This is a genomic window from Streptomyces sp. Mut1, from assembly GCF_030719295.1.
GTDB lineage: Bacteria > Actinomycetota > Actinomycetes > Streptomycetales > Streptomycetaceae > Streptomyces > Streptomyces castrisilvae.
Window position 1 is genome coordinate 1395433 of the sequence record NZ_CP120997.1, and the last position, 25302, is coordinate 1420734.

Here is a 25302-nt window from a genome sequence, read left to right on the forward strand (position 1 = left end):
CTTCCGGGGGCGCGGCGGCAGGGGCGGGCGCAAGGATGGCGGTCTGCGGGGGCATGCGGAAGCTCCGTGGATGCGGTGATCGAACACGGACGCACCCTCGGTACGGAGGACAGCAGCGTGGAACACGAGAAGGACGGGCCCCTCAGCCCGGTCCTTCTCCGAGAAAAGCGCTGTTCACGGCGGGCTGTCAAGCCTGTCCACACTGTGGGCAGGCGGTCTCAGGGCAGTTGACGGGTCACCGGATGCCTGTTCCACTGGGGCCATGCATTCGCAGCAGTGGCTGGTCAAGCGCTCCCACATCGACTTCGGTCGCGTGTGGTCCTGTTCCTGTTGAGCCGACGCCCTGCTTCCCGCGCCTTCCCGCCCGCGCCCCGACCGGCGCCGGGCGGCTCCCCGCGCACCTTCGCGTACACAGCACAGCAGCACCCTCCCCTCACGCCGTCCCGCTCCGCCACCTCGCGGAGCGGGACGGCTGGGTGACGCCGCCTCAGCAGTCGCACCCGCAGTCACAGCAGTTGCAGCAATCGCAGCAGTTGCTGCACGCATCGCAGCCGTCACAGCAGTCCCCGCAGTCGCACTGGCTGCACAGCCCCTCACGCCGCTGATGCGACCAGGGGTCCTCGAAGGTGCCGCAGCACATCTGGCAGGTGCAGGCGAGCCCCGCCCACACCAGGCAGCCCATGACGAGCCCGCGCCGGTCACGCGGGGGCTCGGGCGGCGGCTGGGGCGGGCCGAAGGGCGCGCCCGGTCCGGAGGGGGCGTACGGATTGCCCGGCGGCGGCCCGAACGAGCCCGTGGGGCCCGTTCCTGACGGGTCGCCGGACACGGCCGGCAGGCCGCCGCTCCGGTGCGAACAGACCTCCGTGGCGAAGGCGCGGTCCACCGAGCGCCGCAGTTCGTGGGCCAGCAGCACATGCGCCAGCCTGCCGTCGGTGAACTCCGCGTCGCGCAGCGCCAGCCGTACGCCGCGCAGCGCGTCGTCGCACAGCCGCCGGGCCTCGGCGCGCGAGGTGCCGGTCGCGGTGAGCGGGTTCCAGGCACCTGACGCGGCGTCGGCTTCCTGGTCCTCCACGGCGTCCAGCAGGTGCGCGAGGCGCCCGAAGAGGCGTCCGGCCTCGGCGAGCGGCTCGGTGTTGTGCGGCCTGCCCGCGAGTACGGCGGTGTGCGCGAAGGCCGCGGCCGTGGCGGTCTCGGTGGGTTCGGTGACCGTCAGCAGCGGGGTGCCGGGGCCGGCCAGCAGCTCGATGCCGGTCTGCCGGTCGACGGCGTCGACGAGGACGGCGGTGTCGAAGCCGAGCCGCGCGCCGGTGCGCGCCCCGGCCCGGTCCCAGCCCGCCGCGACCCGGCGGGCCGCCGCGGCCACCGGTCGGCGAGCCAACAGCCCGTCCCGGTCGGCGACGTGGTCGCGCACCTTCGCCGATGCCAGCACCAGCGAGACGGCGGCGGCGAGCCGGGCGCCCTCGCCGCGCGCGACCGGGGCGGTGCGCATGGAGCGCAGGGGGCAGGGCCCGGCCGTGCGGCGCTGTGCGGGGGTGCGTTCGGTCTGAGCCTCCGTCAGGACCGAGACGATCAGGCCGTCGTAGTTCGTGACGATCCGGGCGAACTGCCCGTGGTCGGAGCGGAGCGCCAGACACAGCCCGCAGAGATGGGCCATCCACTCGGCCTTGAGCCCCTCGGAGAGGCGGTGCGTACAGGGCCTGACTATTCCGAACACGCTCATCCCCCGGGAGTCGTTCATGTGTGCGCCACTGCCGGGCGCGACGGCATCGTACCGAGCGGCCCGTTCACCCGTACGTCCCCCATGTCACCCGTACGGACCGGTGGATCATATTTTCTTTCTTCAGGGCCCTTTACCGGCAGGAACCCTGACGAATCGCCACATCCTCTGCACCAGTACCGTCACGAATGCCCTGCGCGCCGCCTATCCCCTTGGCGCACGATCCGCATCATGGACGACCATAGGGATACGAAAGAGATGCGGAACACCAAGGAACCGCGGTGAGAGGAGGCGTCCATGGGATCGGTGCGCAAGGCGAGTGCCTGGCTGGGCCTCGTAGAGGACAACGACGAGCGGTACTACGACGACGACGAGTACGCCGAGGGTGCACGGACCGGGACCGGCCAGGCCTGGGTGACCGATCCTCGGGTGCGGGTGGCCTCCGAGACGGCCGAGGAGACGGGCCGCCGGATCGCCACCGTGACCCCGGACAGCTTCCGGGACGCCCGCAGCATCGGCGAGCTCTTCCGGGACGGCGTCCCGGTGATCATGAACCTCACGTCCATGGACTCGGCCGACGCCAAGCGCGTGGTGGACTTCGCCGCAGGGCTGATCTTCGGACTGCGCGGGTCGATCGACCGCGTCGCCACCCGGGTCTTCCTGCTGACCCCCGCCGACACCCAGGTACTGAACGGCGAAACCGTCGGCCGGCCGGCCGACGGCTTCTTCAACCAGAGCTGACCGTCCCGCGGGCGCTCATCGGAACGCGTCCAGGCCGGTGAGCGCCTTACCCAGGACCAGCTGATGCATCTCCACGGTCCCCTCGTAGGTGAGCACCGACTCCAGGTTCGTCGCGTGCCGCATCACCGGGTACTCCAGCGAGATCCCGTTGGCACCGAGGATCGTGCGCGAGGTCCGGCAGATCTCGATGGCCTCCCGCACATTGTTCAGCTTCCCGAAACTGACCTGCTCAGGGCGCAGCCGGCCCGCGTCCATCCGCCGGCCCAGATGGTGGGCGAGCAGGATTCCCTTGTGCAGCTCGACGGCCATGTCCGCGAGCTTGGCCTGGGTGAGCTGGAAGCCGCCGATCGGCTTCCCGAACTGTTCGCGGGTCCGCGCGTAGTCGACGGCCGTCTCGAAGCTCGACCGGGCCGCGCCCATGGCCCCCCAGACGATGCCGTAACGGGCGTGGCCGAGACAGCTGAGCGGTCCGCGCAGCCCGGTGACGCCGGGCAGGACGGCGTCGGCGGGCAGCCGCACCTCGTCCAGGATCAGTTCGCTGGTGACCGAGGCGCGCAGGGACCACTTGTGCCGGATCTCGGGCGCGGAGAAGCCGGGCGCGTCCGTCGGCACCACGAATCCGCGGATGCCGCTGCCGGCCTCGCCCTCACCGGTCTGCGCCCAGACGACCGCGACTCCGGCGACCGAGCCGTTGGTGATCCACATCTTGCGGCCGCTGAGCACCCAGTCCTCGCCGTCGCGCCTGGCGTACGTGCGCATGGCCGCCGGGTCCGAGCCGTGGTCCGGCTCGGTGAGGCCGAAGCAGCCGATGGTCTCGCCCGACGCCATGCCGGGCAGCCACCGCTGCTTCTGCTCCTCGGAGCCGAAGCGGTGGATCGCGTACATGGCGAGGGAACCCTGTACGGAGACGAGTGAGCGGATGCCCGAGTCGGCCGCTTCCAGCTCCAGGCAGGCCAGCCCGTACTGGACGGCGGTGGCGCCCGCGCAGCCGTAGCCCTGGAGCGACATGCCGAGCGCGCCGAGCGAGCCCAGTTCGCGGGCCAGCTCCCGGATGCCGGGCAGCTCACCGTTCTCGTACCACTCGGCGATGTGCGGCAGGACGCGGTCGGCGGCCCAGGTGCGGACGGTGTCGCGGATCGCGAGGTCCTCGGGGCTCAGCAGGTCGTCGACGCCGATCGGGTCGCGGGGGTCGAAGGGCGGGAGTTTCGAGGTGGGAGCGGTGGACATGAGGGGGCGCCTCCGGCGGCTCGCACGGTACCGATGTCGGTGGACAGCAGAAAACTAGCAGCGTTAGTTACGCCGCGGTGCCGACGTTACGACCCGGTGTGCCGCGCGTCCAGAGCCCGCCGCCCCGGCCGGGTGGCGCCGGGCCGGCAGCCGCAGCTGAGCCCCGGCTCCCTCCTGGGCGCCGGGGAGGGGCGTCGCGTCCTCGGGGGCCCGCGCGTCGAGGCGTTCCGCGGATTCCCGGGGTTCGCACAGCTTCGGCGCGCACTCCATGACCCGGGGCAGCTTCATCGCGGCGAGCGCGCCGAGCAGCAGCAGACCGGCGCTGACCAGCAGCGTGATGTGCAGCCCGTCGATGAAGGCGTCCCGGGCGGTGGCGCGCAGGACGGCGCCGAGGGGGCCGCCCAGGTGCGCGGCCTCCTGGTAGGCCTCGCCGAGCGAGTGGGAGGCGGCGGCACCGGCCGAAGCGGGGACACCGGCGGCCGGGAGCCCGGCGAGGCCGGGGGCGTACGCGGCGTTCATGACGCTGCCCAGCAGTGCTATCCCCATCCCGGCGCCCAGCTGGTAGGAGGTCTCGCCGATCGCGGCGGCCCCGCCCGCCCGGTCCGCCGGGGCCTCGCTGAGCATCGACTCGTACGCGCCGAACAGCGTGGACTGGAGGCCGAAGCCGAGGGCGACGAAGGCGGCGGTCAGCAGGGCGGGCCGGTCGGTCCGGCCCATCGCGGTCAGCGTCAGCACCGAGGCCGCCGTCAGGACGAAGCCCCAGCCGACCATCCGGCGCGGCCCGATCCGGCGCAGGGTGTGGGAGCCGGTGGCGCCCGCGGCCATCGCGGCGAAGGTGAGCGGCAGCAGTCTGAGGCCGGTCTCCAGGGGGCTGAGGCCCAGGACGAGCTGGAGGTACTGGACGGCGACGAGTTCGAGACCGACCAGGGCCAGCATGGCGAGGACGATGCAGCCCACCGCCGTCGAGAAGGCCGGCCTGGCGAACATGCCGATGTCGATCAGCGGATGGGTGCGCCGCTTCTGGCGGCGGACGAAGGCGACGAGCAACGCGGCGCCCAGCACCAGCGGCACCACAGTGGCGAGGCCGGTCAGCCCCTCGCCGGTACCGGCCCGCTTCACGCCCAGGACCACGCCGAGCACCCCGGCGGCGGCCATCAGCGCGCCGAGCACGTCCCAGGGCCCGTCGTCGCTGCCCCGGGACTCGGGGAGCAGCAGCCGGCCGAGCGGCAGGATCAGGGCCATCAGCGGGATATTGATCAGGAAGACCGAGCCCCACCAGAAGTGCTCGACGAGGAAGCCGCCGATGACGGGCCCGGTGGCCGCGCCGACCGCCGCGACGGCGGACCAGACCCCGATCGCCACGGCCCGTTCGCGCCGGTCGGGGAAGACCTGCCGCAGGATCGAGAGGGTCGCGGGCATGATCATCGCCCCGCCGACGCCCAGCAGGGCACGGGCCGCGATGAGCACCGCCGCGGTGTCGGCCAGGGCGGCCACGGCCGAGGCGACGCCGAAGAGGGCGTAGCCCAGCAGCAGGATGCGCCGGCGCCCGACTCGGTCACCGAGGGTGCCGAAGAGGATCAGCAGCGAGGCGCAGACGAGCGGGTAGGCGTCCACGATCCACAGCAGTCCCGCGGCGCTCGGCCGGAGGTCCTCGGTGACGGCGGGAACGGCGACGTGCAGCACCGTCGCGTCGAGCGCGACGAGCAGCAGACTGAGGCAGAGGACGACCAGGACGACCCATCGGTTGGCACCGTCGGCGGCTGCGCGCAGGCGGACACGGGCTGTGGGCGTCCCGGACATGCATCTACCTCCCAAATGGTCCCTCGCGCTCGGCGGGCCCACCCGGGCGCGGCGGCCGCTGTCCCTCGGGGCCCGGCGTCGACGGGCGAGTGCTGCGTCAGCGTACGCGAGTTCGGCAGGGCCACATGTGCTCGATCTCATACCGCGTGACCGTGCGAAGTGTGGCGTACGCCACTGCGAGCCCGCCGCGCCACCCCGCCCGGGGGCACCGCCACGACCTGCACAGACCCGCCCGAGCCGCGCGGCCGGCACCGGAAGTCCCCCTGCCCGAAGCCGTACCGTAACCGGACTGACACCGTCCGTTCCGTTTCGCCACGCCCTGAAAAAACTGGGCCCAGGCGTCCCGCGCATTCTTCCGCCGTGTCACCGAATTCCATTTCCGAACGCGCGTCGCATAAAGCTCGGAAAGGAATTCGGGAGTTATTCAGACACCTTGGAGAATCCCACCGACTGAGACATAGTCCACATCACATCGTCATCACAAAGCGCCCGGATCGACCGGCGCGCCCACTCACTCGCTGTAACGTCGATTGGGTGCGTACCGACATCTTCGCCCGGCTGGACCGGGAGCCGGAACCGCCGAAGATAGAGACACCGCGGATGAGCCGTCACCGCATCGCTCTCTTCGGCGGGACGTTGGCGTTCTATGTGGCCATCGTCATTGCCGTGCTCATGTCTTCCTGGCTGGTGACCCTGGACTGGAAGGTCATGCTCTTCCGGCCCTACCAGCAGTGGCCCGAAATCCACGCCGCCCTCGACTACTACGTGGTCCTCGGGCAGCGCGGCCCCACGGCGGTCATGGTCGCCTGCTGGCTCGGCTGGCGCTCCTGGCGCCAGCACACCCTGCGCCCGCTGCTGACGCTGGGCGCCTCGCTACTGCTGCTCAACCTGACGGTGGGCGCGGTCAAGATCGGCCTCGGCCGGCTCGGCCCGCACTACGCGACCAGGATCGGCTCGGCCGAGCTCTTCGCCGGCGGCGATATATTTCCCTCCGGCCACACCGCCAACGCCGTGGTGACCTGGGGAATCCTGGCCTACCTGGCCGCCACTCCGCGGGCCAGGCGCTATCTGTCGGCCATGTCCGCGATCGTCTCGCTCGGGGTCGGCCTGACGACGGTGTACCTCGGTACGCACTGGCTCAGCGACGTGCTCCTCGGCTGGGCCGCCGGCCTGCTGATCCTGCTGGGCCTGCCCTGGGTGGAGCCGCTGATCACCCGCGCCGAGGACTGGATCTTCGCCGCCCGCGCCCGGCTCGGCGCACCCGGCAGCCGTCCCGTCCCCGCCACGCCCGCCACCGGCGCCCCGCTGCCCGTGCCGGCCGGACAGCCGGCCGCGGACGAGGCGGCGGCGCAGGGCCCCGCGCCCGGCCCGGCCGGACGCCCCCAGACCGCGAGCGGCCGCCCGCGCCCCCACCCGGCGCCTGCCGCGCACCCGGCCCACGCGGTGCGCTCGGAGCGGACCCCGGTCACCCCGGCCGGGAGCCGCCGCCCCCCGCACGCGGACCGCGCGCCGCGCGGGGGTACGGCTCCGGCCCGGCCGGTCGCCGGCGGCTGACGCCCGTCGTACGTGTGAGGGCCCCGACCCGGGCAGGGTCGGGGCCCTCACACGTACGACGGGGGCCGCGGCGCTCTCAGCCGGTCCAGCAGCGTCTGACGACACCGCCGTCGACCTCGAAGTTGATCCGGCCGGCCTGGAACTCCATGGTGATGACCGTGCCCGGCGGAAGGGCCCGGACGGTGGACCAGCCGTGCTCCCGGGCCCGCTGTTCCGCGGTCTCGGCGGCGAGCCCCACATACGCGCCGGTGGCGTCGTCGGGCTGGGCGGGAGGTGTCGGTAGGGGTGCCATGCCTCTCACCGTAGGCGCCCGTGGGCCGCACCGGTAGCGGGGGCCGCGCCGGGGCGCACGGCATCCTCACGTCCCTCACCGGTCACGCTTGTGTCACAGGATCACGACACGTGCCCCGTTCGAACCCCTTCACCCGAACGTGCGATTCACAACCGGACGCACAGTAATCACACAGCCCCGCAAACGATCTTCCAAAAGGCATTGACGGGGCGGCGGAACGAGGGGGAAATTCGCCTCACGGGGAGGCCGAATTATCCACCGGATAACGGCCCGCAAAGACAGCCGTCACCCGCTATTCACTCTCCCTTATCGCACCCTTATCCCGCAGGGACGATATCCACACCATCGGACAGGACGGCCCGCACACGCCGGACCGTATAGCGGACGATCCGCGCCCCGCTTTCCGGCACCCGCACCAGCGGCCGGCCGCCCCGGCGGAGCGCGTACGGCCCGGCGACGCCCCAGGCCCCTCCCCCTGCCTCCCCGCCCCGCCGAACACCCTTGCCGGGCCAGCTTTTTCCCGCTTTGTCGGCTGATCCCCGCCCGCCCCGCACGGCCCGGTCCGATTCCGTCCGCCTTCCCGCGTGACCCCGGCAGCGGCTCGCCCGTTGTCATCTCATGAGCCGGGAACCGCCCGGCGCACGCACCGAGTTCGAGGAGCCACCCGTGCCGCGCATGCTCGACGTCAGCGAGGACGTACGCGCCGAGATCGGCGATGCCGAAGCCGACCGGCTGCTCGTCGGCGACAACGCCCCGGGCAGTTACGACTGCACCTCCTGCCGCACCCCCGGCGACTCCGAGCAGGAGCGCACCAGCACGGTGCTGTTCGTCGGCGACGAGACCGCGGTCCTCGCCTTCGCGCACGCCAGCTGCATCCCCTCGCAGGTCGTCCAGGTCGCCGAGGAGCAGCTCCAGGGGGCCGTCCGCAGCATCACCGGCGGCGAGCAGACGGAGCCGGACCGGATCAGCCCCGATCAGGCCGTCCTCGGGATCACCAGCGGCCTCGTCCTGATCGACGACGAGCTGCACCCCGCCCTGGTGGTCGAGCCGACCGGGGCCATCGCCCGGCCCGGCACGGACGGCAGGGACGGCGACCAGTTCCTCCAGCTGCTCCTGGAGCAGGGCTTCCACCCGGTCCACCGCATGGGCCAGGTGCCCGAGGTGCTGCACGGCTGGTCGATCCTGCTCGCCATGGGCCAGCTGCACGCCGTGCTCCAGCCGGGCACGGGGGGCGGTTCCCCGGTGGCGTGGTGGCAGGCGCACGCCCCCCTCCAGGTCACCGAGGGCTGGCGGACCGCCGCCAACAAGTCGCAGACCGTGCTGGTCTACGCCGCTCCGGCGGGCTCGATCGGCCAGCAGCCCCGCGAGGACCTGCTGCGCGACGCGCTGGAGAAGGCGTCGGCCGGCGGGCTGCTGGTCGCCGCGGCCATGCCGCTGGCCGGGACCTGACCGTGCCCGCGCGACCCCCGCGCCGACGACGAACAGCTGTTTCCCCGACGGGTGTTTCTCCGGCGGGCCCGCATCCGACGGCCGATGGGGTCGTTGGCACCTATGTGCACTCATACGACCCCTCCCACCAGCGTCCGAGCCCGATCCCTGCCATGCGTCCCTCGCAGGACCCATCGGGCGGCCCGTCCCAGACCCCGATCTACGACGCGCTGTACTCCGAGTACCGCCGCTCGTTCCGGGCGCTGCCGGGCGACCGGACCGGCGAGGAAAGTCTGGGGCTCCAGGCCTTCGGCACCGGCCTCTTCGGCTCGCGCGCCCCGCTGCGCGGGCACTCGGGCCACTCCGCGCCCGGCGGCGCGGTCACGGCCGGCACCGGGTCCTCCGTCGGCGACCACGGCGGCGGGGGCACGCGCGCCGGGAGTCTCGGCTCCTGGCAGCGGGTGGGACGGCACGCTGGGCGCGGCCGGCCCGCGGCGCTGCCCCCGGGCTCGCGGGACGCCTGACTCCCCGCACGACGGACTCCCCGCACGACGCAGCCCCGGACCCGCTCGATGACCGAGCGGGTCCGGGGCTGCGTCGCATGCGCGTGAACAGACCCGAGGGCCTACTTCTTGCGGCCGCGCTTCTCGCGGACCCGCACCGAGATGTGGATCGGGGTGCCCTCGAAGCCGAACTCCTCGCGCAGGCGGCGCTCCACAAAGCGCCGGTAGCCGTGCTCCAGGAAGCCGGAGGCGAAGAGGACGAACCGCGGCGGCTTGGTGCCCGCCTGGGTGCCGAAGAGGATGCGGGGCTGCTTGCCACCGCGGACCGGGTGCGGGTGGGCGGCGACGATCTCACCGAGGAAGGCGTTCAGCCGGCCGGTCGGGACGCGGGTCTCCCAGCCGTCGAGCGCGGTCTCGATCGCCGGGACCAGCTTCTCCATGTGACGGCCGGTGAGCGCCGAGACGTTGACCCGGGGGGCCCACTCGACCTGTGCGAGCTCCGTCTCGATCTCGCGCTCCAGGTAGTAGCGGCGCTCCTCGTCCAGCGTGTCCCACTTGTTGAAGGCGAGCACGACGGCGCGGCCCGCCTCCACGGCCATGGTGACGATGCGCTGGTCCTGTACGCTGATCGACTCGCTGGCGTCGATCAGGATCACCGCGACCTCCGCCTTCTCCAGGGCGGCGGCGGTGCGCAGCGAGGCGTAGTAGTCGGCGCCCTCCTGGAGGTGGACGCGGCGCCGGATACCGGCCGTGTCGATGAACTTCCAGGTGACGCCGCCGAGCTCGATCAGCTCGTCCACCGGGTCACGGGTGGTGCCCGCCAGCGCGTTGACGACGACGCGGTCCTCGTTCGCCACCTTGTTCAGCAGGGAGGACTTGCCGACGTTCGGGCGGCCGATGAGCGCGATGCGCCGGGGGCCGCCGATGGCGGAGCCGAAGGCCTGCGGCGGGGCCTCGGGAAGGGCCTCCAGGACGGCGTCCAGCATGTCGCCGGTGCCGCGGCCGTGCAGCGAGGAGACCGGGTGCGGCTGGCCGAGACCGAGCGACCACAGCGCGGTGGCGTCGGCCTCGCCGCTCTGCCCGTCGACCTTGTTGGCGCACAGCACGACGGGCTTGCCGGCCCGGCGCAGCAGCTTGACGACGGCCTCGTCGGTGTCGGTGGCGCCGACGGTGGAGTCCACCACGAAGACGACCGCGTCGGCCGTCTCGATCGCGTACTCCGCCTGGGCGGCGACGGAGGCGTCCAGGCCGAGGACGTCCTGCTCCCAGCCGCCGGTGTCGACGACCTTGAAGCGGCGGCCCGCCCACTCGGCCTCGTAGCTGACGCGGTCGCGGGTGACGCCCGGCTTGTCCTGGACGACGGCCTCACGGCGGCCGATGATCCGGTTCACGAGGGTCGACTTGCCGACGTTGGGGCGGCCGACCACGGCGAGGACGGGCAGCGGTCCGTGACCGGCCTCACCGATCGCACCCTCGACGTCTTCGAGGTCGAACCCCTCCTGCGCGGCGAGCTCCATGAACTCCGCGTACTCGGCATCGCCAAGCTCTCCGTGCTCGTGGTCCGAGCCGCCGGAGTGAATCTGGTCGTTCATGAAGTCCGTTCCTCTTTGCATCATCATCGATGGACCACGCAGCGCGCGGTCCACTACTCAAGTCTTACCCGGTGCGCCCGGTGAGGCGCCCGGCATGCTCCAGGTGGCCGGTCAGCCGGGCCTGGATGCGCAGCGTGGCCTCGTCCAGCGCCTTGCGCGTACGCCTGCCGCTCCCGCCCGCCCGTCTCCCACCACCCTCGTGCGAGCTTCGCGCCCCCTCCTGGGCTTCGAAGGGTGCTCCGAAGACGACGTCGACGCGGCTGCGCAGCGGTGGCAGTGCTGATATCAACCGGCCGCGGCGCTCGGTGCTTCCCAGGACGGCCACCGGCACGATCGGCGCCCCGCTGCGCACCGCGAAGTACGCGAGCCCGGAGCGCAGCGAGGCGAAGTCTCCCTCGCCGCGGGTGCCCTCGGGGAATATCCCGAGCGCCCCGCCGTCCCCCAGCACGCCGAGCGCGTGGGTGATGGCGGTGCGGTCGACGGTCGTACGGTCCACCTTCAGCTGGCCGATTCCGCGCAGGAACGGGTCCAGGGGGCCGACGAACGCCTCTTTCTTGATCAGGAAGTGGACGGGCCGGGGCGCGGTGCCCATCAGCATCGGCCCGTCGATGTTGTGCGAGTGGTTCACCGCGAGTATGACGGGTCCGGAGGCGGGGACCCGCCAGGCGCCGAGGACACGGGGCCTGAAGAGCCCGTACATCAGCCCGATTCCGATGCCGCGCCCGACCGCCGCTCCGCGTGCGGACGGCGCGTCCGTGGCGTCGGTCACTTCGCGGCCCGCTTCTCCCCGACGAGGGTGACGACGCACTCGATGACCTGCTGGAGCGTCAGCTCGGTGGTGTCCACCTCGACCGCGTCGTCCGCCTTGGCGAGCGGCGAGGTCTTGCGGCCGGAGTCGGCGGCGTCCCGCTTGATCAGCGCCTCCTTGGTGGCGGCGAGATCGGAGCCCTTGACCTCGCCGCTGCGGCGGGCGGCACGGGCCTCGGGCGACGCGGTGAGGAAGATCTTGATGTCGGCGTCGGGCAGCACGGTGGTGCCGATGTCGCGGCCCTCGACCACGATGCCCTTCTCCGCTCCGGCGGCGATGGCGCGCTGGAGCTCGGTGATCCGGGTGCGCACCTCGGGGACGGCGCTGACAGCGCTGACCTCGGAGGTGACCTCCTGGGTGCGGATCGGGCCGGAGGCGTCCTCGCCGTCGACGGTGATCGTCGGGGCCGAGGGATCGGTGCCGGAGACGATGACCGGCTTGGCGGCGGCGGTCGCCACCTGCGCGGCGTCCCGCACGTCGATGCCGTTGTTCAGCATCCACCAGGTGATGGCGCGGTACTGGGCGCCGGTGTCCAGGTAGCTCAGGCCGAGCTGGGCGGCGACGGCCTTGGAGGTGCTGGACTTGCCGGTACCGGAGGGGCCGTCGATGGCGACGATCACTGCGGCCGGGGCGGTCCGGACGGCGGCGCTTACGGTTTCCACGGTGGTGGACACCTTCCTGGTGCTCGGGCGGGCTGGACGGGGACGCGTGAACCCGCCCCGCACAAGGTTACCGAGTACCGGGACGGGTCCGACCACCCCTGTGGACAAGCGTGCGACCCGGGGCCCGGCTCCCCGGGGTCACTGCCGGATCGACCAGCCCCGTTCCCGGAGGGCGGCGGCCAGTGCGGGGGCGGAGCTGGGTTCGACCATGAGCTGGACGAGGCCCGCCTGCTGGCCGGTGGCGTGCTCGATGCGCACGTCCTCGATGTTGATCCCGGACCGGCCCGCGTCGGCGAAGATCGTGGCCAGTTCGCCGGGGCGGTCGCTGATGAGGACGGCCACGACCTCGTACGCGGCAGGGCCGGCGCCATGCTTGCCGGGCACCCGGACCCGGCCGGCGTTGCCCCGGCGCAGGACGTCCTGGATGCCCTCGGTGCCCGCGCGCCGCTTGTCCTCGTCGGCGGACTGGAGCCCGCGCAGCGCGGCGACGGTCTCGTCCAGGTCGGCGGCCACCCCGGCGAGGACGTCGGCGACGGGTCCGGGGTTGGCGGACAGGATCTCGACCCACATCCGGGGGTCGGAGGCCGCGATGCGGGTGACGTCCCTGATGCCCTGGCCGCACAGGCGTACGGCGGTCTCGTCGGCGTCCTCCAGCCGGGCGGCGACCATGGACGAGATCAGCTGCGGGGTGTGGGAGACGAGGGCGACGGCCCGGTCGTGGGCGTCGGCGTCCATGACGACCGGGACGGCGCGGCAGAGCGCGATCAGTTCGAGCGCGAGGTTGAGGACCTCGGTGTCGGAGCCCGGGGTCGGGGTGAGGACCCAGGGGCGCCCCTCGAAGAGGTCGGCGGTGGCGGCGAGCGGCCCGGAGCGCTCCTTGCCGGCCATGGGGTGGGAGCCGATGTACGGGGCGAGGTCGGCCCCCATCGCCTCCAGCTCGCGGCGCGGACCGCCCTTGACGCTGGCGACGTCGAGGTAGCCCCGGGCGACGCCGTCGCGCATCGCGGTGGCGAGCACGGCGGCGGTGTGCGCGGGCGGTACGGCGACGATCGCCAGGTCGACGGGGCCCTCGGCCGGCTCGTCCGTACCGGCGCCGAGCGCGGCGGCGGTCCTGGCCGACTCGGGGTCGTGGTCGACGAGGTGGACCCGGACGCCGCGGCTCGCGAGGGCGAGGGCCGCGGAGGTGCCGACGAGGCCGGTTCCGATGACGACGGCGGTTCTCACTGGGCGATGTCCTTGCGCAGGGCGGCGGTGGCGCCGAGGTAGACGTGGCTGATCTCGGCCTTGGCCAGGTACGTCTCGATGTGGGCGAGGATGCGGACCACCCGGGGCATGGCGCCCTCGATGTCCAGCTCCTGGGCGCAGATCAGCGGGACGTCGACGATCCCTATGCCGCGTGCGGCGGCGGCCGGGAAGTCGCTGTGCAGGTCGGGAGTGGCCGTGAACCAGATGCTGATCAGGTCGTCCGCGACGAGTTCGTTCCGTTCCAGGACGGCGGTGAGCAGGGCGCTGACCTGCTCGTCCATGTGTCCGGCCTCGTCCCGCTCCAGCTGGACAGCCCCGCGGACCGCTCGTACCGCCACGTCGTGCTCCTTGCTCGTCCCACCGCTTCGTGTGCTTGTGCTTCAGCGTAGAGGGGCGGCGGGGTCCCCCGCCCGGCCGCCCTTTTTATGAGACGCGCCCGGAGCGGGCCCTCGCGTACCCTCCCCCGCATGATCACTCCCACCGGTGAGGACCTGGTGCGCGGCCACACCGTGTACTCCTGCGTGATGGGCTCGCGCGCCTTCGGTCTCGCGACGGAGGGCAGCGACACCGACCTGCGTGGTGTGTACCTGGCGCCGACCCCGCTGTTCTGGCGCTTCGACAAGCCGCCCACGCATGTCGACGGCCCGGCCGACGAGCAGTTCTCCTGGGAGCTGGAACGCTTCTGCGAGCTGGCGCTGCGGGCCAACCCCAACGTACTGGAGTGCCTGCACTCGCCCCTGGTGGAACGGATCGACGCGACCGGCCGCGAACTCCTCGCCCTGCGCGGGGCGTTCCTCTCCCGCCACGCGCACAAAACGTTCGTACGGTACGCGCTGGGCCAGCGCCGCAAGCTGGAGGCCGACGTCCGCCAGTACGGCGCCCCGCGCTGGAAGCACGCCATGCACCTGCTGCGCCTGCTGACCAGCAGCCGCGAACTGCTGCGCACCGGCGAACTGACGATCGACGTGGGCCCGGCCCGCGAGGTCCTGCTCGCGGTCAAGCGGGGCGAGGTGCCCTGGCCGGAGGTGGAGCGCCGCATGACCCTCCTGGCCACGGAGAACGAGGAGGCGGCCACCGCCTCCCCGCTGCCGCCCGAGCCGGACCGGGCGCGCGTCGAGGACTTCCTGATCCGCACCCGCCGGGCGTCGGCCCTGGCGGCGGACGGGGAAACCTCAGCCGGCTGAGAGCGGGGCGCGCCGGGCGCGCACCACGAGGTCGTGCAGCGCGTCGAAGCCGCCGGGCCGCTCCGGGAGCGCGGAAGCCGCCTGCGCTGCGTCGAGGACCCCGTGCAGCGCCTCGACGTCCCGGGCCACCACCGCCCTCTCGACCCCGTCCGCGCCCCGGTGCTCCGCCTCGGCCTTGGCCGCGATCAGACCGGGGAGATAGGCGGGCGCCGGCACATGGGTGAGAAGCGTCGGCAGATGGGCGAGCACCTCGCCGCCGCGCATCAGATGGATGCCGGTGAGCAGCGCCCGGAAGGTGTAGAGCAGCGGCTTGAGCTCGCCGGTCCGCTCGAAGAGCCGCCACTGGGTGTTGGCGAAACCCCGGTAGTGGTGGGCGTGGTTGCGGGTGAGGACGTCCGGTGCGAGGGAGATCAGTTCGGTGTGCAGCGCGGTCGTGTGCACGACCAGCGGCGAGAGCAACTGCTCCAGCACATAGCCGTTGGGCTTCAGCATCAGCCGGACGAACTTGCGCAGATCATGGGTGACCAGGTCCATCTCCACGCCGTCCCGGTCCCACATCCGCGAACTGGTCTCCTCGGGCTCACGGAGCCCGAGGAGGTCCTCGGCGGGCAGCAGATGGACCCCGCGCAGGTCCACGTCCGAGTCCCGGGACGGGAACCCGTACAGATGAGCCCCGGAGACCGTGGCGAACAGCAGCGGGTGGCGTTCCTCGGCGAGGACCGGGCCGAGGTCGGTGACCGGCAGACCGGCCTCCTGGAGGAGTGTGACGTGCGAAGGCATGGCTCAAGCGTCCCAGAGCGCCCCGAGCGACAGCAGGTCGCTGCGGTACTCGATCCGTTCCGCCCACGCGTCGGGCCAGACCTCGTCCCCCAGGTGCGCGCCGGCCAGCGCGCCGGTCAGACAGGCGATCGAGTCCGAGTCGCCCCGGGTGCAGGCGGCCCGGCGCAGGGCGGTGACGGGGTCGCCGGGGAAGAGCAGGAAGCAGTGCAGGGCCGTGGCGAGGGCCTCCTCGGCGATCCAGCCGTCCCCGGTCCGCTCGCACGGGTCGGTCTCCGGTGACGGGTCGCGCAGGGCGTCCCGGACGGTCTCCAGCGCGGCCAGGCACTCGTCCCAGCCCCGGCTGATGAACGCTTCGGGCGAGGCGTCGTGCGTGTGGCGCCACAGGTCCCCGAGCCACCGGGTGAGGTAACGGTCACGGTTCTCGTACGCGTACGAGCGCAGCTGGCCGATCAGGCCGAGCGGTTCGGCGCCGTGGGCGAGCAGGTACACCGCGTGGGCCGTCAGGTCGGAGGCGGCCAGGGCCGTCGGATGGCCGTGGGTGAGCGCGGACTGGAGCTGGGCCGCTCCGGCGCGCTGTTCGTCGCTGAGGCCGGGGACGAGGCCGATGGGCGCGACGCGCATATTGGCGCCGCAGCCCTTGGAGCCGGTCCGGCTGGCCTCCTGCCAGACACGGTCGCCGTCGAGCAGCTCACACGCCTCCAGGCAGGTGCGGCCGGGGGCGCGGTTGTTGTCGGGCGAGTGGTACCAGGCGACGAACTCGGCGCGCACCGGGTCCACCAGCCGCTCGGGGGTGAGCAGTCCGCCGTCCATGGCGGTGCGGACGCCGCGGCCCAGCGCGAGGGTCATCTGCGTGTCGTCGGTGACGAAGGCGGGCCGCGGCAGTTCCATCTCGCGCCAGGGCCCGCACTTGGCGAGGATCGACGGCACGTCGTTGAACTCGGTCGGGAATCCGAGCGCGTCGCCGAGCGCGAGCCCGGTCAGCGATCCGGTGGCCGCCCTCCGCGTGCGGGTCGTGGTCATGTGTTCCGTCCTTCGGGTCGCAGCAGCGGGGGGTGCAGGGTGGTGGCGTCGCCCGCCCGGTAGAGGGCGGCCGGTTTGCCGCGTCCGCCGGTCCGGCGCGGCGCGCCCTCGGCGGGCTGGACGAAGCCGGGGGTGGCGAGGACCTTGCGGCGGAAGTTGGGGCGGTCCAGCGGGACGCCCCAGACGGTTTCGTAGACCTGCTGGAGCTCGCCCAGGGTGAAGTGCGCCGGGCAGAAGGCGGTGGCCAGGCAGGTGTATTCGAGTTTGGCGCCGATGCGGTCGCGGGCGTCGGTGAGGATGCGGTCGTGGTCGAAGGCGAGGGGGCCGGTCAGGCCCGTGTCCCACCACCGGGCGCCCGCCGCGTCCCCGCCGCCGCGCGGTTCGGGCAGGTCGGGGACGAGGGCCGTGTAGGCGACGGAGACGACGCGCATCCGGGGGTCGCGGTCGGGGTCGCTGTAGGTGCGCAGCTGTTCCAGGTGGAGGCCGGAGACGGTGTCGCCGCTCAGCCCGGTCTCCTCGGCCAGTTCCCGGCGGGCCGCGACGCCCGCGGACTCGCGGGGCAGGACGAAGCCGCCGGGCAGCGCCCAGTGGCCCTTGTACGGGGCCTCGCCGCGTTCGACGAGCAGGACGTGCAGCCGGGAGTCGCGGACCGTGAAGACGGCCAGGTCGACGGTGACGGCGAACGGTTCGAAGGCGTGCGGGTCGTACCCCTCGGGGGCTGCGGCGCTCATCGGTGCTCCGGGAGGGGCGCGGCGAAGTCCCAGCCCTCGGCGAGCAGGGTGTCGACGGCCTCGACCGCGCGGGCCAGGCGCTCCTCGCGGCTGCCGGTCAGTTCGATGAACGGCCGCCCGGTCCGGGTGAGTTCGGCCCGGAACCGGTCGGTCATCCAGGGCCGCAGCTCCTCCCCGTCGCGCAGCCCGTCGTCCTCGAAGGCGACGCCCTCGTGGTCGGTGAGCAGCCACAGGTGGTGGCGGGCCCGGTCCGCGATCCGCTCGACCAGGGGGTTGCGGCCGCCGACGTACCGCTCGTGCCAGACGGTCGTGGCGAAGGAGTCGGTGTCGCAGACGAGCACCGGGGACCCGGTGCCGGCCGCCTCCTCCTCGCGGGCGTTCTGGACCTCGGCGATCAGCGGGAAGTCGTGGGTGGTGAAGGTGACGTCCTCCCACTGGGCCCGGGGCCACCGGGCGCGCAGTTCGGCCAGCTTCTCCTCGCTGAACTCACGCCCGTACTCGGCCACGTACCCCGTGCGCGCCCACACCCCGCCGCGCCGCCGGTAGTGGGCGGCCAGCTCGCGGGCCAGCGTGGTCGTGCCGGTGGACTCGGCGCCCAGGACGACGACGCGGCGGGCGAGCGCCGCCCTGACCGGTGCTTCGAGGAAGTCCCAGCAGCCGGCCGGGTCCGCGCGGACGGCGGTGCCGGAGACCGGGTAGGCGGTGCGGGCGGGGTCGACGCAGACGGACTCGGCGCCGAAGCGGCGGGCCAGTTCGTCCCCGTACGACTCCGAGGTGAAGACGGCGTCCACCCGCTCGGGCACCGCCCCGGTGAAGACCGCCATGTGGGCGTCCCAGATCGCGGGGTCGTGGAGATCCATGCGGGTGTCGTCCACGGCGCCCACCACCGTCACGTCCGGGTGCGCGCGGCGCATCCACTCGACCCGGTCGGCGAGCGGTACGGACTCCACCGACGCGGCGCAGACCAGCACGGTCAGCCGCTCGCAGCGGGCCCGCGCGGTGCGGACGAGGTGGTGGTGGCCGGCGTGCGGCGGGTAGAACTTGCCGAGCACGAGTCCGTGCGGGAAGCGTTTCATGCCAGGGCCTTCGCGGGTCGCGGGGTGAGGGCGGTGAGGTCACGCCGCCAGTTGCGCAGGCCGATCAGGCACAGCGTCAGGAAGCCGGCGTACAGCAGCGAGGTCAGGTAGAGCTCCTTGTACGCGTACAGCGGGATGTACACGATGTCGGCGGCGATCCACAGCCACCACGACTCGACCAGCTTGCGGCACTGTCCGTAGGTCGCCGCCAGGGAGAGCGCGGTGGTCAGGCCGTCCCAGACCGGGACCGTCGAGTCGGTGGCCCGGTCGAGCAGGACGGTCAGCGCGACGGTCCCCACCGCCCCCGCCGTGAGCAGCCAGGTCCACTCGGTGCGGGTCGTGCGCCGCACCGGCAGCGTGTCCGTCCCTGGTCCACCCCCGTGGGTCCAGGTCCACCAGCCGAACGCGGCGAGGGCGATGAAGACGATCTGGAGTCCGGCGTCGGCGTACAGGCCGGACTGGGTGAACAGCAGGATGAAGAAGAGGTTGTTGGCGATGCCGATCGGCCAGTTGGCGAGGTGCTGGCGGGCCACGAGCCAGACGCACAGCGCCCCGCTGCCGAAGCCCAGCACCTCGGTCCAGCTGACCGGGGTGTCCAGGACCGTCACCAGGGGTTGCTGAAGGGGATCGAGTATGTCCGCGAGACTCACGCCCGCCTCCTTAATAGTCACTATGACTATAAAGGTTCGCCCGGTCGTACGAAAGGCCCGCGGCCGGTTCCCTTCCGGAAGAATCCGGGATCGGGACCGGCCGCGGGCCTCTCGAACGCTGGGCGGGTACGGCTACAGGCCGACCTCGCGCATCAGCATGCCCACCTCGGTGTTGGTCAGCCGGCGCAGCCAGCCCGACTTCTGGTCGCCCAGCGCGATCGGCCCGAAGCCCGTCCGCACCAGCCGGTCGACGGGGAAGCCCGCCTCGGCCAGCATCCGGCGGACGATGTGCTTGCGGCCCTCGTGCAGGGTCACCTCGACCAGGTAGTTCTTGCCGGTGTTCTCCACCACGCGGAAGTGGTCGGCGCGGGCGTAGCCGTCCTCCAGCTGGATGCCGTCCTTGAGCCGCTTGCCCAGGTCGCGCGGGAGCGGGCCCTGGACGGCCGCCAGGTAGGTCTTCTTCACGCCGTACCTGGGGTGGGTGAGGCGGTGGGCCAGCTCACCGTGGTTGGTGAGCATGATGATGCCCTCGGTCTCGGTGTCGAGACGGCCCACGTGGAACAGCCGCGTCTCGCGGTTGGTGACGTAGTCGCCGAGGCACTGGCGGCCGTCCGGGTCCTCCATCGAGGCGACGACACCGGCCGGCTTGTTCAGCGCGAAGAACAGGTAGGACTGGGTGGCGACGGTCAGCCCGTCGACCTTGATCTCGTCCTTGTGCACGTCGACGCGCATGCCCTGCTCGACGACGATCTCGCCGTTCACCTCGACCCTGCTCTGGTCGATCAGCTCCTCGCAGGCACGCCGCGAGCCCATGCCGGCGCGGGCGAGGACCTTCTGGAGCCGCTCGCCCTCCTGCTCGGCGCCCGGGTGCGTCTTCGGGGTCCTGATCTCGGGCTTGTTCGCGTACCTGTCGCGGTTGCGCTGCTCGATCTTGGCGTCCAGCTCGCGCGGGCGCGCCGGGGCGCCGTACGGGCCCCGCCGGGCGCCGCCCTTCGAACCGCCCTGCGCGCTCTTCGGGCCGCCCTTGGCACCGCCCCGGGCCGCCGCGCCGCGCCCCTTGCGGACACCGCCCTGGCCGCCGCCGGGCTTGTCGGAGCCCACGTCGTAGCTGCGCTCCTCGGGGCGGGGCCGGCGGGGCCGCTCCTGCCGCTGGTCGTCGCGCTCGGAGCGGGGAGTCCGCGGGTTCGGGTTGCTGTTCCTCCCGGTGCCGCTGTTGTTCCTGCCGCCGCTCCGGCCCCCGCCGCTGCCGCCACTACCGCTGTTCCTGCCGCTGCTTCGCATCAAAAGTCCGTCTTGTCGTCTGCGTGAGTATCCGGGGTGTCCGGTGCGTCCGGATCGAACGACGGCACACCCTCTGGCGTCTCGGCCTCGATCGCCTCCGCCTCGGGGAGGAAGGGCGCGAGCTCCGGGAGCTCATCCAGGCCACGCAGGCCCATCCGCTCCAGAAAGTAGTTCGTCGTCCTGTACAGGATCGCACCTGTTTCGGGTTCCGTGCCCGCCTCCTCCACGAGGCCCCTCTGCAGCAGGGTCCGCATGACCCCGTCACAGTTCACCCCGCGCACCGCGGAGACCCGTGACCTGCTCACCGGCTGCCGGTACGCGACGACCGCGAGGGTCTCCAGCGCGGCCTGGGTCAGCCGGGCGTGCTGGCCGTCCAGGACGAAGCCCTCGACGGCCGCCGCGTAGGCGGGCCGGGTGTAGAAGCGCCAGCCGCCCGCGACCAGCCGGAGGTCGAAGCCCCGGCGCTGCGCGGTGTACTCGTCGGCCAGCTCCCGCAGCGCGGCGGCGACGGCCCGCCTGGGCCGCTCCAGGATCTTGGCGAGGTGTTCCTCGGTCGCGGGCTCGTCCACGACCATGAGGACGGCCTCCAGCGCGGGCTTGAGGTCGAGGCCAGCGACGGCGGAGCCGGTGGGGTCCTGCTCGCTCATGGCGTCACATCCTGCGGGGTATCGGAGGCGTCCGGGGCCTCCTGGTCGAACTCGTCCGTCACGGTGGGCCCGGCCCCGGCTCCCCCGGCCCAGCGCACCAGCAGCTCGCCGAGCGCCACGTCCTGGTCCAGGGCGACGGCCTTCTCCCGGTACAGCTCCAGCAGGGCGAGGAAGCGGGCGACGACGGTCAGGGTGTCCGGCGCGTCCTCGGTGAGCGCCCGGAAGCTGATCTCCCCCGCCTCGCGGACCCGCGCCACCACGATCCCCGCCTGCTCGCGCACGCTGACCAGCGGGGCGTGGATGTGGTCGACGTAGACCTGCGGCCGGGGCCTGGGCTGCATCGCCTTCACAGCCAGCCGGGCGAAGCCCTCCGGGCCGATGCTGATGACGACGTCCGGCAGCAGCTCGGCGTGGTGCGGTTCGAGCCCGACGGTACGGGGGAAGCGGCGGCCCTCCGCTTCGAGGCGGCCGCTGAAGATGTCGGCGACCCGCTTGTACGCGCGGTACTGGAGGAGCCGGGCGAAGAGCAGGTCCCTGGCCTCCAGGAGCGCGAGGTCAGCCTCGTCCTCCACCTCGGCCGCCGGGAGCAGCCGGGCGGCCTTCAGGTCGAGCAGGGTCGCGGCGACCACCAGGAACTCGGTCGTCTGGTCCAGGTCCCAGTCCGGCCCCATCGCCCGGATGTGGGCCATGAACTCGTCGGTGACCTTCGACAGCGCGACCTCGGTCACATCCAGCTTGTGCTTGGAGATCAGCTGGAGCAGCAGGTCGAAGGGCCCCTCGAAGTTCGCGAGCCGCACGGTGAAACGGCCGTCCTCGGGCGCCTCACGGACCTCCCGCGGTGCGGGCGCCTGAGCCGGGGCCGGCGCGGGCGGCTCGTCCACGGGCGCGGGCTCGCGCTCGGGCCCTGTCCCCGGCCCGCGGCCCAGGGGGCGGCGAGCGGTGCGGGCGGGCTCGTGGGGTGTCGGCATGGAGATCCAGGGTGCGGCGGGGACACGGGCGGCGGCGGCCCGTACGGGAGGGGCCGGACCGCTCGGCCGCGGTGGCCCTCCCGGGCAGGCTACCGGCGCCGCGCCGGTCAGCGGCCGCGCAGCCGCCGTACGAGGATGCTCGCGTCGCCGCGCGACTCCAGGTCCGCCAGGACCACGGCGACCGCCTCGCGGACGATCCGCCCGCGGTCGACGGCGAGGCCGTGCTCGCCGCGCAGGACGAGCCGCGCGTGTTCGAGGTCCATCAGCTCCTCGGCGGAGACGTAGACCGTGATCTTCTCGTCGTGGCGCTCCCGGCCGCTGGGCCGGCGGTTCGCCCCGCGTCCGCCGCCGCGTCTGCGCTGCTGCTGCACGACGGGGGCCGGGACCGGCTCCTGCGCGGCGGGCTGCGGGCGGCGCCCGGCCCGCGCGGCGACCGCGACCCGGTCGTTCTCGGCGCCCCGGGCGCGCGAGTCGCCGGCGTCGGTGTCGGCCGCGGCGTGCTCCGGGCGGGCGGGGGCCGGCGTGGCACCGGACTCCGGGGCGGTGTCGCCCGGCGTCTCGGTCCCGGGTTCGTTCTCACCGGCCGGAGCCGGCACCCGGGCCTCGCCGTTCGCCTTGCGCCTCCGCTCCGCGGGCGACGAGGACTGCAGCCCCATCCCCCCGGTCGTACGGAACAGCTCGTCGGCCCCGGGCAGACTCACTCGGCGTGACACCGGGCGAGCACCTCCCTGGCGAGCTGGCGATAGGCGGCGGCACCGACCGAGTTGGAGGCGTACGTGGTAATGGGCTCACCGGCGACCGTGGTCTCCGGGAAGCGGACCGTACGCCCGATGACCGTGTGGTAGACGTGGTCGTCGAAGGCCTCGACGACGCGCGCCAGGACCTCGCGGCTGTGCACCGTGCGGGAGTCGTACATGGTGGCGAGGATGCCGTCGAGCTCCAGCTCGGGGTTGAGCCGCTCCTGGACCTTCTCGATGGTCTCCGTGAGCAGCGCCACACCGCGCAGCGCGAAGAACTCGCACTCGAGCGGCACTATCACCTTGTGCGCGGCGGTCAGCGCGTTCACGGTGAGCAGGCCGAGCGAGGGCTGACAGTCGATCACGATGTAGTCGTAGTCGGCCATGAGCGGCTTCAGGGCGCGCTGGAGCGTGGACTCGCGGGCCACCTCGCTGACGAGCTGCACCTCGGCGGCGGAGAGGTCGATGTTGCTGGGGAGCAGGTCCATGTTGGGGACCGCGGTCTTGAGCAGGACCTCGTCGGCCGCCATGCCCCGCTCCATGAGCAGGTTGTAGACGGTGAGGTCCAGCTCCATCGGGTTGACTCCGAGGCCGACCGAGAGGGCGCCCTGCGGGTCGAAGTCGACGAGCAGGACACGTCGTCCGTACTCCGCGAGTGCCGCGCCCAGATTGATGGTCGACGTGGTCTTGCCGACGCCGCCCTTCTGGTTGCACATCGCGATGATCTTCGCGGGGCCGTGATCGGTCAGCGGGCCCGGGATCGGGAAGTAGGGCAGGGGCCGGCCGGTCGGGCCGATCCGCTCGCGGCGCTGCCGTGCGGCGTCGGGCGCGAGGGTGGCCGCGTACTCCGGGTCGGGCTCGTACTCGGCGTCGGGGTCGTAGAAGTGCCCCTGGGGCGATTCGTCGAAGTCGGCGAGGGGGGCGGTGTTCCGGCCACTCTCGTTGCCGGCCATGGCGTTCACGTGTAGGCCGTCCATCATCTGAGGGGCTGTCGTCATGTGCTGGTGGGTGGCGAAGGTGCGAACAGCGACGGAGCCGACAGCCTCCAGCCCGTTCGGGCTCTGGCCCCGTGCAGGCATCCCTGGATGAACACCCCCGGGAGTAATTGTCGACTCATTCACAAGTCGTCTTACCTCCTTGGACGTGACCAGGAAACTTATCGATAGGTCAGCGTGGCACCATGCCGACGATTGGCGACTCTATGGCGTGTCACCGGTTCGCAGCAACACAATCCGCCGGACCCGGCCCGTTGTGTCGGCAATCGAACGCCCCGCTGTCAAGGGCGCGCAACCCTCCGGGCGTACTTTTCGCGGGTGTACGAAACGGTTAAAGGGTTACGTTCGAGACGAGTTGCTCGGGGGCGCGCGCGGGCCCGGCGTGCGTCCGGCCGGACCTTGACAGCAAGGTCCGGCCGGACGCACGGGGTTGACGAACGCGATTGACCCGTCAGCCGATGAGGGTGCTCAGTTCGACGTGCGCGAGGCCGTGGGCCTCGGCGACCTCGCGGTAAACGACCTGTCCGTCATGGGTGTTGAGGCCCTTGGCGAGCGCGGCGTCCCGGCGCAGCGCCTCCGCCCAGCCCCGGTTCGCCAGCTCCAGGATGTAGGGAAGCGTCGCGTTGGTGAGGGCGTACGTCGAGGTGTTGGGCACCGCGCCGGGCATGTTCGCGACGCAGTAGAAGACCGAGTCGTGAACCATGAAGGTCGGCTCGGCGTGCGTCGTCGGGTGGGAGTCCTCGAAGCAGCCACCCTGATCAATTGCAATGTCGACAAGTACACTTCCGGGCTTCATCCTGGCGACGAGCTCGTTGGTGACCAGCTTCGGAGCCTTGGCGCCGGGGATCAGCACGGCACCGACGACGAGGTCCGCCTCGACGACCGCCTTCTCCAGCTCGAAGGCGTTCGAGACGACCGTCTGCACCTTGGTGCCGAAGATCCGGTCGGCCTCGCGCAGCTTGTTGATGTCCTTGTCGAGCAGCGTGACGTGGAAGCCGAGACCGACGGCGATCTGCGTCGCGTTCCAGCCGGAGACACCGCCGCCGATGACGACGGCCCGGCCGGCCGCCGTGCCGGGCACCCCGCCGGGCAGCACGCCGCGGCCGCCGGCCGAGCGCATCAGGTGGTACGCGCCGACCTGCGGGGCCAGCCGGCCGGCGACCTCGGACATCGGGGCGAGCAGCGGCAGCGCGCGGCTCGACGTCTCGACGGTCTCGTAGGCGATGGCCGTCGTGCCCGACTCCAGCAGCGCGTCCGTGCAGGCGCGGGAGGCGGCGAGGTGCAGGTACGTGAAGAGGGTCTGGCCCTTGCGGAGGCGGTGGTACTCCTCGGCGACCGGCTCCTTGACCTTGAGAACCAGGTCGGCGGCGGCCCAGACCTCGTCGGCGGTGGGGAGGATCTGCGCCCCGGCCCCGACGTACTCCTCGTCCGTGATGGAGGAGCCCGCTCCGGCGTTCTGCTCTACGACGACCTGATGGCCGTGGCGGACGAGTTCATGCACGCCGGCGGGCGTGATCGCCACGCGGAACTCGTTGTTCTTGACTTCGCGGGGGATGCCGACCTTCACGTCGATCACGGTCCTTGGCTCAGAGGGTAATCCGGGCATAGCGATACATTCAGGGTAGATGCACCGCATAGGAAGACACCGCGAACTGACGCGGTAG

The 25302-nt window shown here is 72.4% G+C and carries 25 protein-coding genes; 5 read left to right on the forward strand and 20 right to left on the reverse strand.

The genetic code is table 11. The annotated features are described in order from the left end of the window. Nucleotides 1-487: 487 nt before the first annotated feature. A complete protein-coding gene (locus tag P8A18_RS05775; protein ID WP_306052330.1) occupies nt 488-1738 on the reverse strand; it encodes a DUF5685 family protein in 1251 nt (416 codons plus the stop codon). A gap of 276 nt (nt 1739-2014) precedes the next feature. Here P8A18_RS05775 and P8A18_RS05780 point away from each other — a divergent pair, with 276 nt between their 5' ends. After that, complete coding sequence (locus P8A18_RS05780) at nt 2015-2458, forward strand: cell division protein SepF (protein ID WP_306052332.1); 444 nt, start codon at nt 2015-2017, stop codon at nt 2456-2458. A 15-nt stretch (nt 2459-2473) separates the two neighbouring features. On the opposite strand, the gene P8A18_RS05785 is transcribed toward P8A18_RS05780, so the two are convergent. Both P8A18_RS05785 and P8A18_RS05790 read right to left on the reverse strand, forming a co-directional pair. Next, complete coding sequence (locus P8A18_RS05785) at nt 2474-3685, reverse strand: acyl-CoA dehydrogenase family protein (protein WP_306052334.1); 1212 nt, start codon at nt 3683-3685, stop codon at nt 2474-2476. Between the two features lie 63 nt (nt 3686-3748). Then, nucleotides 3749-5485, reverse strand: a complete 1737-nt coding sequence (locus P8A18_RS05790) for an MFS transporter (RefSeq protein ID WP_306052336.1) — start codon at nt 5483-5485, stop codon at nt 3749-3751. A 534-nt stretch (nt 5486-6019) separates the two neighbouring features. Here P8A18_RS05790 and P8A18_RS05795 point away from each other — a divergent pair. Next, a complete protein-coding gene (locus tag P8A18_RS05795; protein ID WP_306052338.1) occupies nt 6020-7039 on the forward strand; it encodes a phosphatase PAP2 family protein in 1020 nt (339 codons plus the stop codon). A 76-nt stretch (nt 7040-7115) separates the two neighbouring features. On the opposite strand, the gene P8A18_RS05800 is transcribed toward P8A18_RS05795, so the two are convergent. Further along, complete coding sequence (locus tag P8A18_RS05800; protein WP_306052340.1) at nt 7116-7331, reverse strand: I78 family peptidase inhibitor; 216 nt, start codon at nt 7329-7331, stop codon at nt 7116-7118. A gap of 666 nt (nt 7332-7997) precedes the next feature. On the opposite strand from P8A18_RS05800, the gene P8A18_RS05805 reads away from it, so the two are divergent. Further along, a complete protein-coding gene (locus tag P8A18_RS05805) occupies nt 7998-8780 on the forward strand; it encodes a DUF8842 C-terminal domain-containing protein (RefSeq protein WP_306052342.1) in 783 nt (260 codons plus the stop codon). Nucleotides 8781-8932: 152 nt separating this feature from the next. After that, on the forward strand, nt 8933-9283 hold the full coding sequence (locus tag P8A18_RS05810; RefSeq protein ID WP_306052344.1) for a hypothetical protein: 351 nt from the start codon (nt 8933-8935) through the stop codon (nt 9281-9283). Between the two features lie 101 nt (nt 9284-9384). Here the strand turns inward: P8A18_RS05810 and der are convergent, their stop codons facing one another. From der to aroH, 5 genes are all read right to left on the reverse strand, one after another. Further along, nucleotides 9385-10854, reverse strand: coding sequence for a ribosome biogenesis GTPase Der (gene der, locus P8A18_RS05815; protein ID WP_306052346.1), 1470 nt, complete (start codon nt 10852-10854; stop codon nt 9385-9387). 64 nt (nt 10855-10918) lie between these two features. Further along, nucleotides 10919-11623 carry a lysophospholipid acyltransferase family protein gene (locus tag P8A18_RS05820; RefSeq protein WP_306052348.1) on the reverse strand — a complete coding sequence of 235 codons (705 nt, stop codon included), beginning with the start codon at nt 11621-11623 and terminating at the stop codon, nt 10919-10921. Beyond that, a complete protein-coding gene (gene cmk / locus P8A18_RS05825; RefSeq protein ID WP_306052350.1) occupies nt 11620-12336 on the reverse strand; it encodes a (d)CMP kinase in 717 nt (238 codons plus the stop codon). The genes P8A18_RS05820 and cmk overlap by 4 nt, the downstream gene beginning before the upstream one ends. Nucleotides 12337-12462: 126 nt before the next feature. Continuing rightward, complete coding sequence (locus P8A18_RS05830) at nt 12463-13548, reverse strand: prephenate dehydrogenase (protein ID WP_306052352.1); 1086 nt, start codon at nt 13546-13548, stop codon at nt 12463-12465. Continuing rightward, nucleotides 13545-13907 (reverse strand): chorismate mutase, encoded by a 363-nt coding sequence (aroH, locus tag P8A18_RS05835; RefSeq protein ID WP_306052354.1) that lies wholly within the window; start codon nt 13905-13907, stop codon nt 13545-13547. Before aroH ends, P8A18_RS05830 begins: the two co-directional genes overlap by 4 nt. A 129-nt stretch (nt 13908-14036) precedes the next feature. Between aroH and P8A18_RS05840 the strand changes: the two genes are divergently transcribed. Beyond that, nucleotides 14037-14753 carry a nucleotidyltransferase domain-containing protein gene (locus P8A18_RS05840; RefSeq protein ID WP_306052356.1) on the forward strand — a complete coding sequence of 239 codons (717 nt, stop codon included), beginning with the start codon at nt 14037-14039 and terminating at the stop codon, nt 14751-14753. Here the strand turns inward: P8A18_RS05840 and P8A18_RS05845 are convergent. The 11 genes from P8A18_RS05845 to ald all read right to left on the reverse strand — a co-directional run bounded on the left by P8A18_RS05845 (nt 14742) and on the right by ald (nt 25205). Continuing rightward, entirely contained in the window at nt 14742-15533 is a 792-nt protein-coding gene (locus P8A18_RS05845) for a nucleotidyltransferase domain-containing protein (protein ID WP_306052358.1), read from the reverse strand. The genes P8A18_RS05840 and P8A18_RS05845 overlap by 12 nt on opposite strands. 3 nt (nt 15534-15536) lie before the next feature. Beyond that, nucleotides 15537-16553: an ADP-ribosylglycohydrolase family protein gene (locus P8A18_RS05850; RefSeq protein WP_306052360.1), complete on the reverse strand. Its 1017-nt coding sequence runs from the start codon at nt 16551-16553 to the stop codon at nt 15537-15539. Further along, nucleotides 16550-17284 (reverse strand): NUDIX hydrolase, encoded by a 735-nt coding sequence (locus P8A18_RS05855; RefSeq protein ID WP_306052362.1) that lies wholly within the window; start codon nt 17282-17284, stop codon nt 16550-16552. The genes P8A18_RS05850 and P8A18_RS05855 overlap by 4 nt, the downstream gene beginning before the upstream one ends. Next, nucleotides 17281-18360 (reverse strand): AAA family ATPase, encoded by a 1080-nt coding sequence (locus P8A18_RS05860; protein ID WP_306052364.1) that lies wholly within the window; start codon nt 18358-18360, stop codon nt 17281-17283. Before P8A18_RS05860 ends, P8A18_RS05855 begins: the two co-directional genes overlap by 4 nt. Further along, nucleotides 18357-19010, reverse strand: coding sequence for a nicotinamide riboside transporter PnuC (pnuC, locus tag P8A18_RS05865; protein ID WP_306052366.1), 654 nt, complete (start codon nt 19008-19010; stop codon nt 18357-18359). Before pnuC ends, P8A18_RS05860 begins: the two co-directional genes overlap by 4 nt. A gap of 132 nt (nt 19011-19142) precedes the next feature. Further along, a complete protein-coding gene (locus tag P8A18_RS05870) occupies nt 19143-20291 on the reverse strand; it encodes a pseudouridine synthase (protein WP_306052368.1) in 1149 nt (382 codons plus the stop codon). Then, complete coding sequence (gene scpB, locus P8A18_RS05875) at nt 20291-20938, reverse strand: SMC-Scp complex subunit ScpB (RefSeq protein WP_306052370.1); 648 nt, start codon at nt 20936-20938, stop codon at nt 20291-20293. The genes P8A18_RS05870 and scpB overlap by 1 nt, the downstream gene beginning before the upstream one ends. Then, a complete protein-coding gene (locus tag P8A18_RS05880; protein ID WP_306052372.1) occupies nt 20935-21906 on the reverse strand; it encodes a segregation and condensation protein A in 972 nt (323 codons plus the stop codon). Before P8A18_RS05880 ends, scpB begins: the two co-directional genes overlap by 4 nt. Nucleotides 21907-22013: 107 nt before the next feature. Next, the gene (locus tag P8A18_RS05885; RefSeq protein WP_306060693.1) at nt 22014-22607 is read right to left on the reverse strand and encodes a hypothetical protein; all 594 of its coding nucleotides are present in this window, start codon (nt 22605-22607) and stop codon (nt 22014-22016) included. After that, nucleotides 22604-23722 carry a ParA family protein gene (locus P8A18_RS05890; RefSeq protein ID WP_026250431.1) on the reverse strand — a complete coding sequence of 373 codons (1119 nt, stop codon included), beginning with the start codon at nt 23720-23722 and terminating at the stop codon, nt 22604-22606. Before P8A18_RS05890 ends, P8A18_RS05885 begins: the two co-directional genes overlap by 4 nt. Before the next feature lie 367 nt (nt 23723-24089). Further along, nucleotides 24090-25205, reverse strand: a complete 1116-nt coding sequence (ald, locus tag P8A18_RS05895) for an alanine dehydrogenase (RefSeq protein ID WP_306060695.1) — start codon at nt 25203-25205, stop codon at nt 24090-24092. Nucleotides 25206-25302: the final 97 nt, after the last annotated feature.

Excerpts from the sequence above, each read along its gene's own strand:
- P8A18_RS05850 (WP_306052360.1), bottom strand. The coding sequence starts at position 16,553 with ATGACCACGACCCGCACGCGGAGGGCGGCCACCGGATCGCTGACCGGG.
- der (WP_306052346.1), bottom strand. The coding sequence starts at position 10,854 with ATGAACGACCAGATTCACTCCGGCGGCTCGGACCACGAGCACGGAGAG.
- P8A18_RS05790 (WP_306052336.1), bottom strand. The coding sequence starts at position 5,485 with ATGTCCGGGACGCCCACAGCCCGTGTCCGCCTGCGCGCAGCCGCCGAC.
- P8A18_RS05845 (WP_306052358.1), bottom strand. The coding sequence starts at position 15,533 with ATGCCTTCGCACGTCACACTCCTCCAGGAGGCCGGTCTGCCGGTCACC.
- P8A18_RS05810 (WP_306052344.1), top strand. The coding sequence starts at position 8,933 with ATGCGTCCCTCGCAGGACCCATCGGGCGGCCCGTCCCAGACCCCGATC.
- P8A18_RS05840 (WP_306052356.1), top strand. The coding sequence starts at position 14,037 with ATGATCACTCCCACCGGTGAGGACCTGGTGCGCGGCCACACCGTGTAC.
- P8A18_RS05870 (WP_306052368.1), bottom strand. The coding sequence starts at position 20,291 with ATGCGAAGCAGCGGCAGGAACAGCGGTAGTGGCGGCAGCGGCGGGGGC.
- P8A18_RS05890 (WP_026250431.1), bottom strand. The coding sequence starts at position 23,722 with ATGCCTGCACGGGGCCAGAGCCCGAACGGGCTGGAGGCTGTCGGCTCC.
- P8A18_RS05775 (WP_306052330.1), bottom strand. The coding sequence starts at position 1,738 with ATGAACGACTCCCGGGGGATGAGCGTGTTCGGAATAGTCAGGCCCTGT.
- P8A18_RS05800 (WP_306052340.1), bottom strand. The coding sequence starts at position 7,331 with ATGGCACCCCTACCGACACCTCCCGCCCAGCCCGACGACGCCACCGGC.
- P8A18_RS05880 (WP_306052372.1), bottom strand. The coding sequence starts at position 21,906 with ATGCCGACACCCCACGAGCCCGCCCGCACCGCTCGCCGCCCCCTGGGC.
- P8A18_RS05780 (WP_306052332.1), top strand. The coding sequence starts at position 2,015 with ATGGGATCGGTGCGCAAGGCGAGTGCCTGGCTGGGCCTCGTAGAGGAC.
- P8A18_RS05855 (WP_306052362.1), bottom strand. The coding sequence starts at position 17,284 with ATGAGCGCCGCAGCCCCCGAGGGGTACGACCCGCACGCCTTCGAACCG.
- scpB (WP_306052370.1), bottom strand. The coding sequence starts at position 20,938 with ATGAGCGAGCAGGACCCCACCGGCTCCGCCGTCGCTGGCCTCGACCTC.
- P8A18_RS05860 (WP_306052364.1), bottom strand. The coding sequence starts at position 18,360 with ATGAAACGCTTCCCGCACGGACTCGTGCTCGGCAAGTTCTACCCGCCG.
- P8A18_RS05785 (WP_306052334.1), bottom strand. The coding sequence starts at position 3,685 with ATGTCCACCGCTCCCACCTCGAAACTCCCGCCCTTCGACCCCCGCGAC.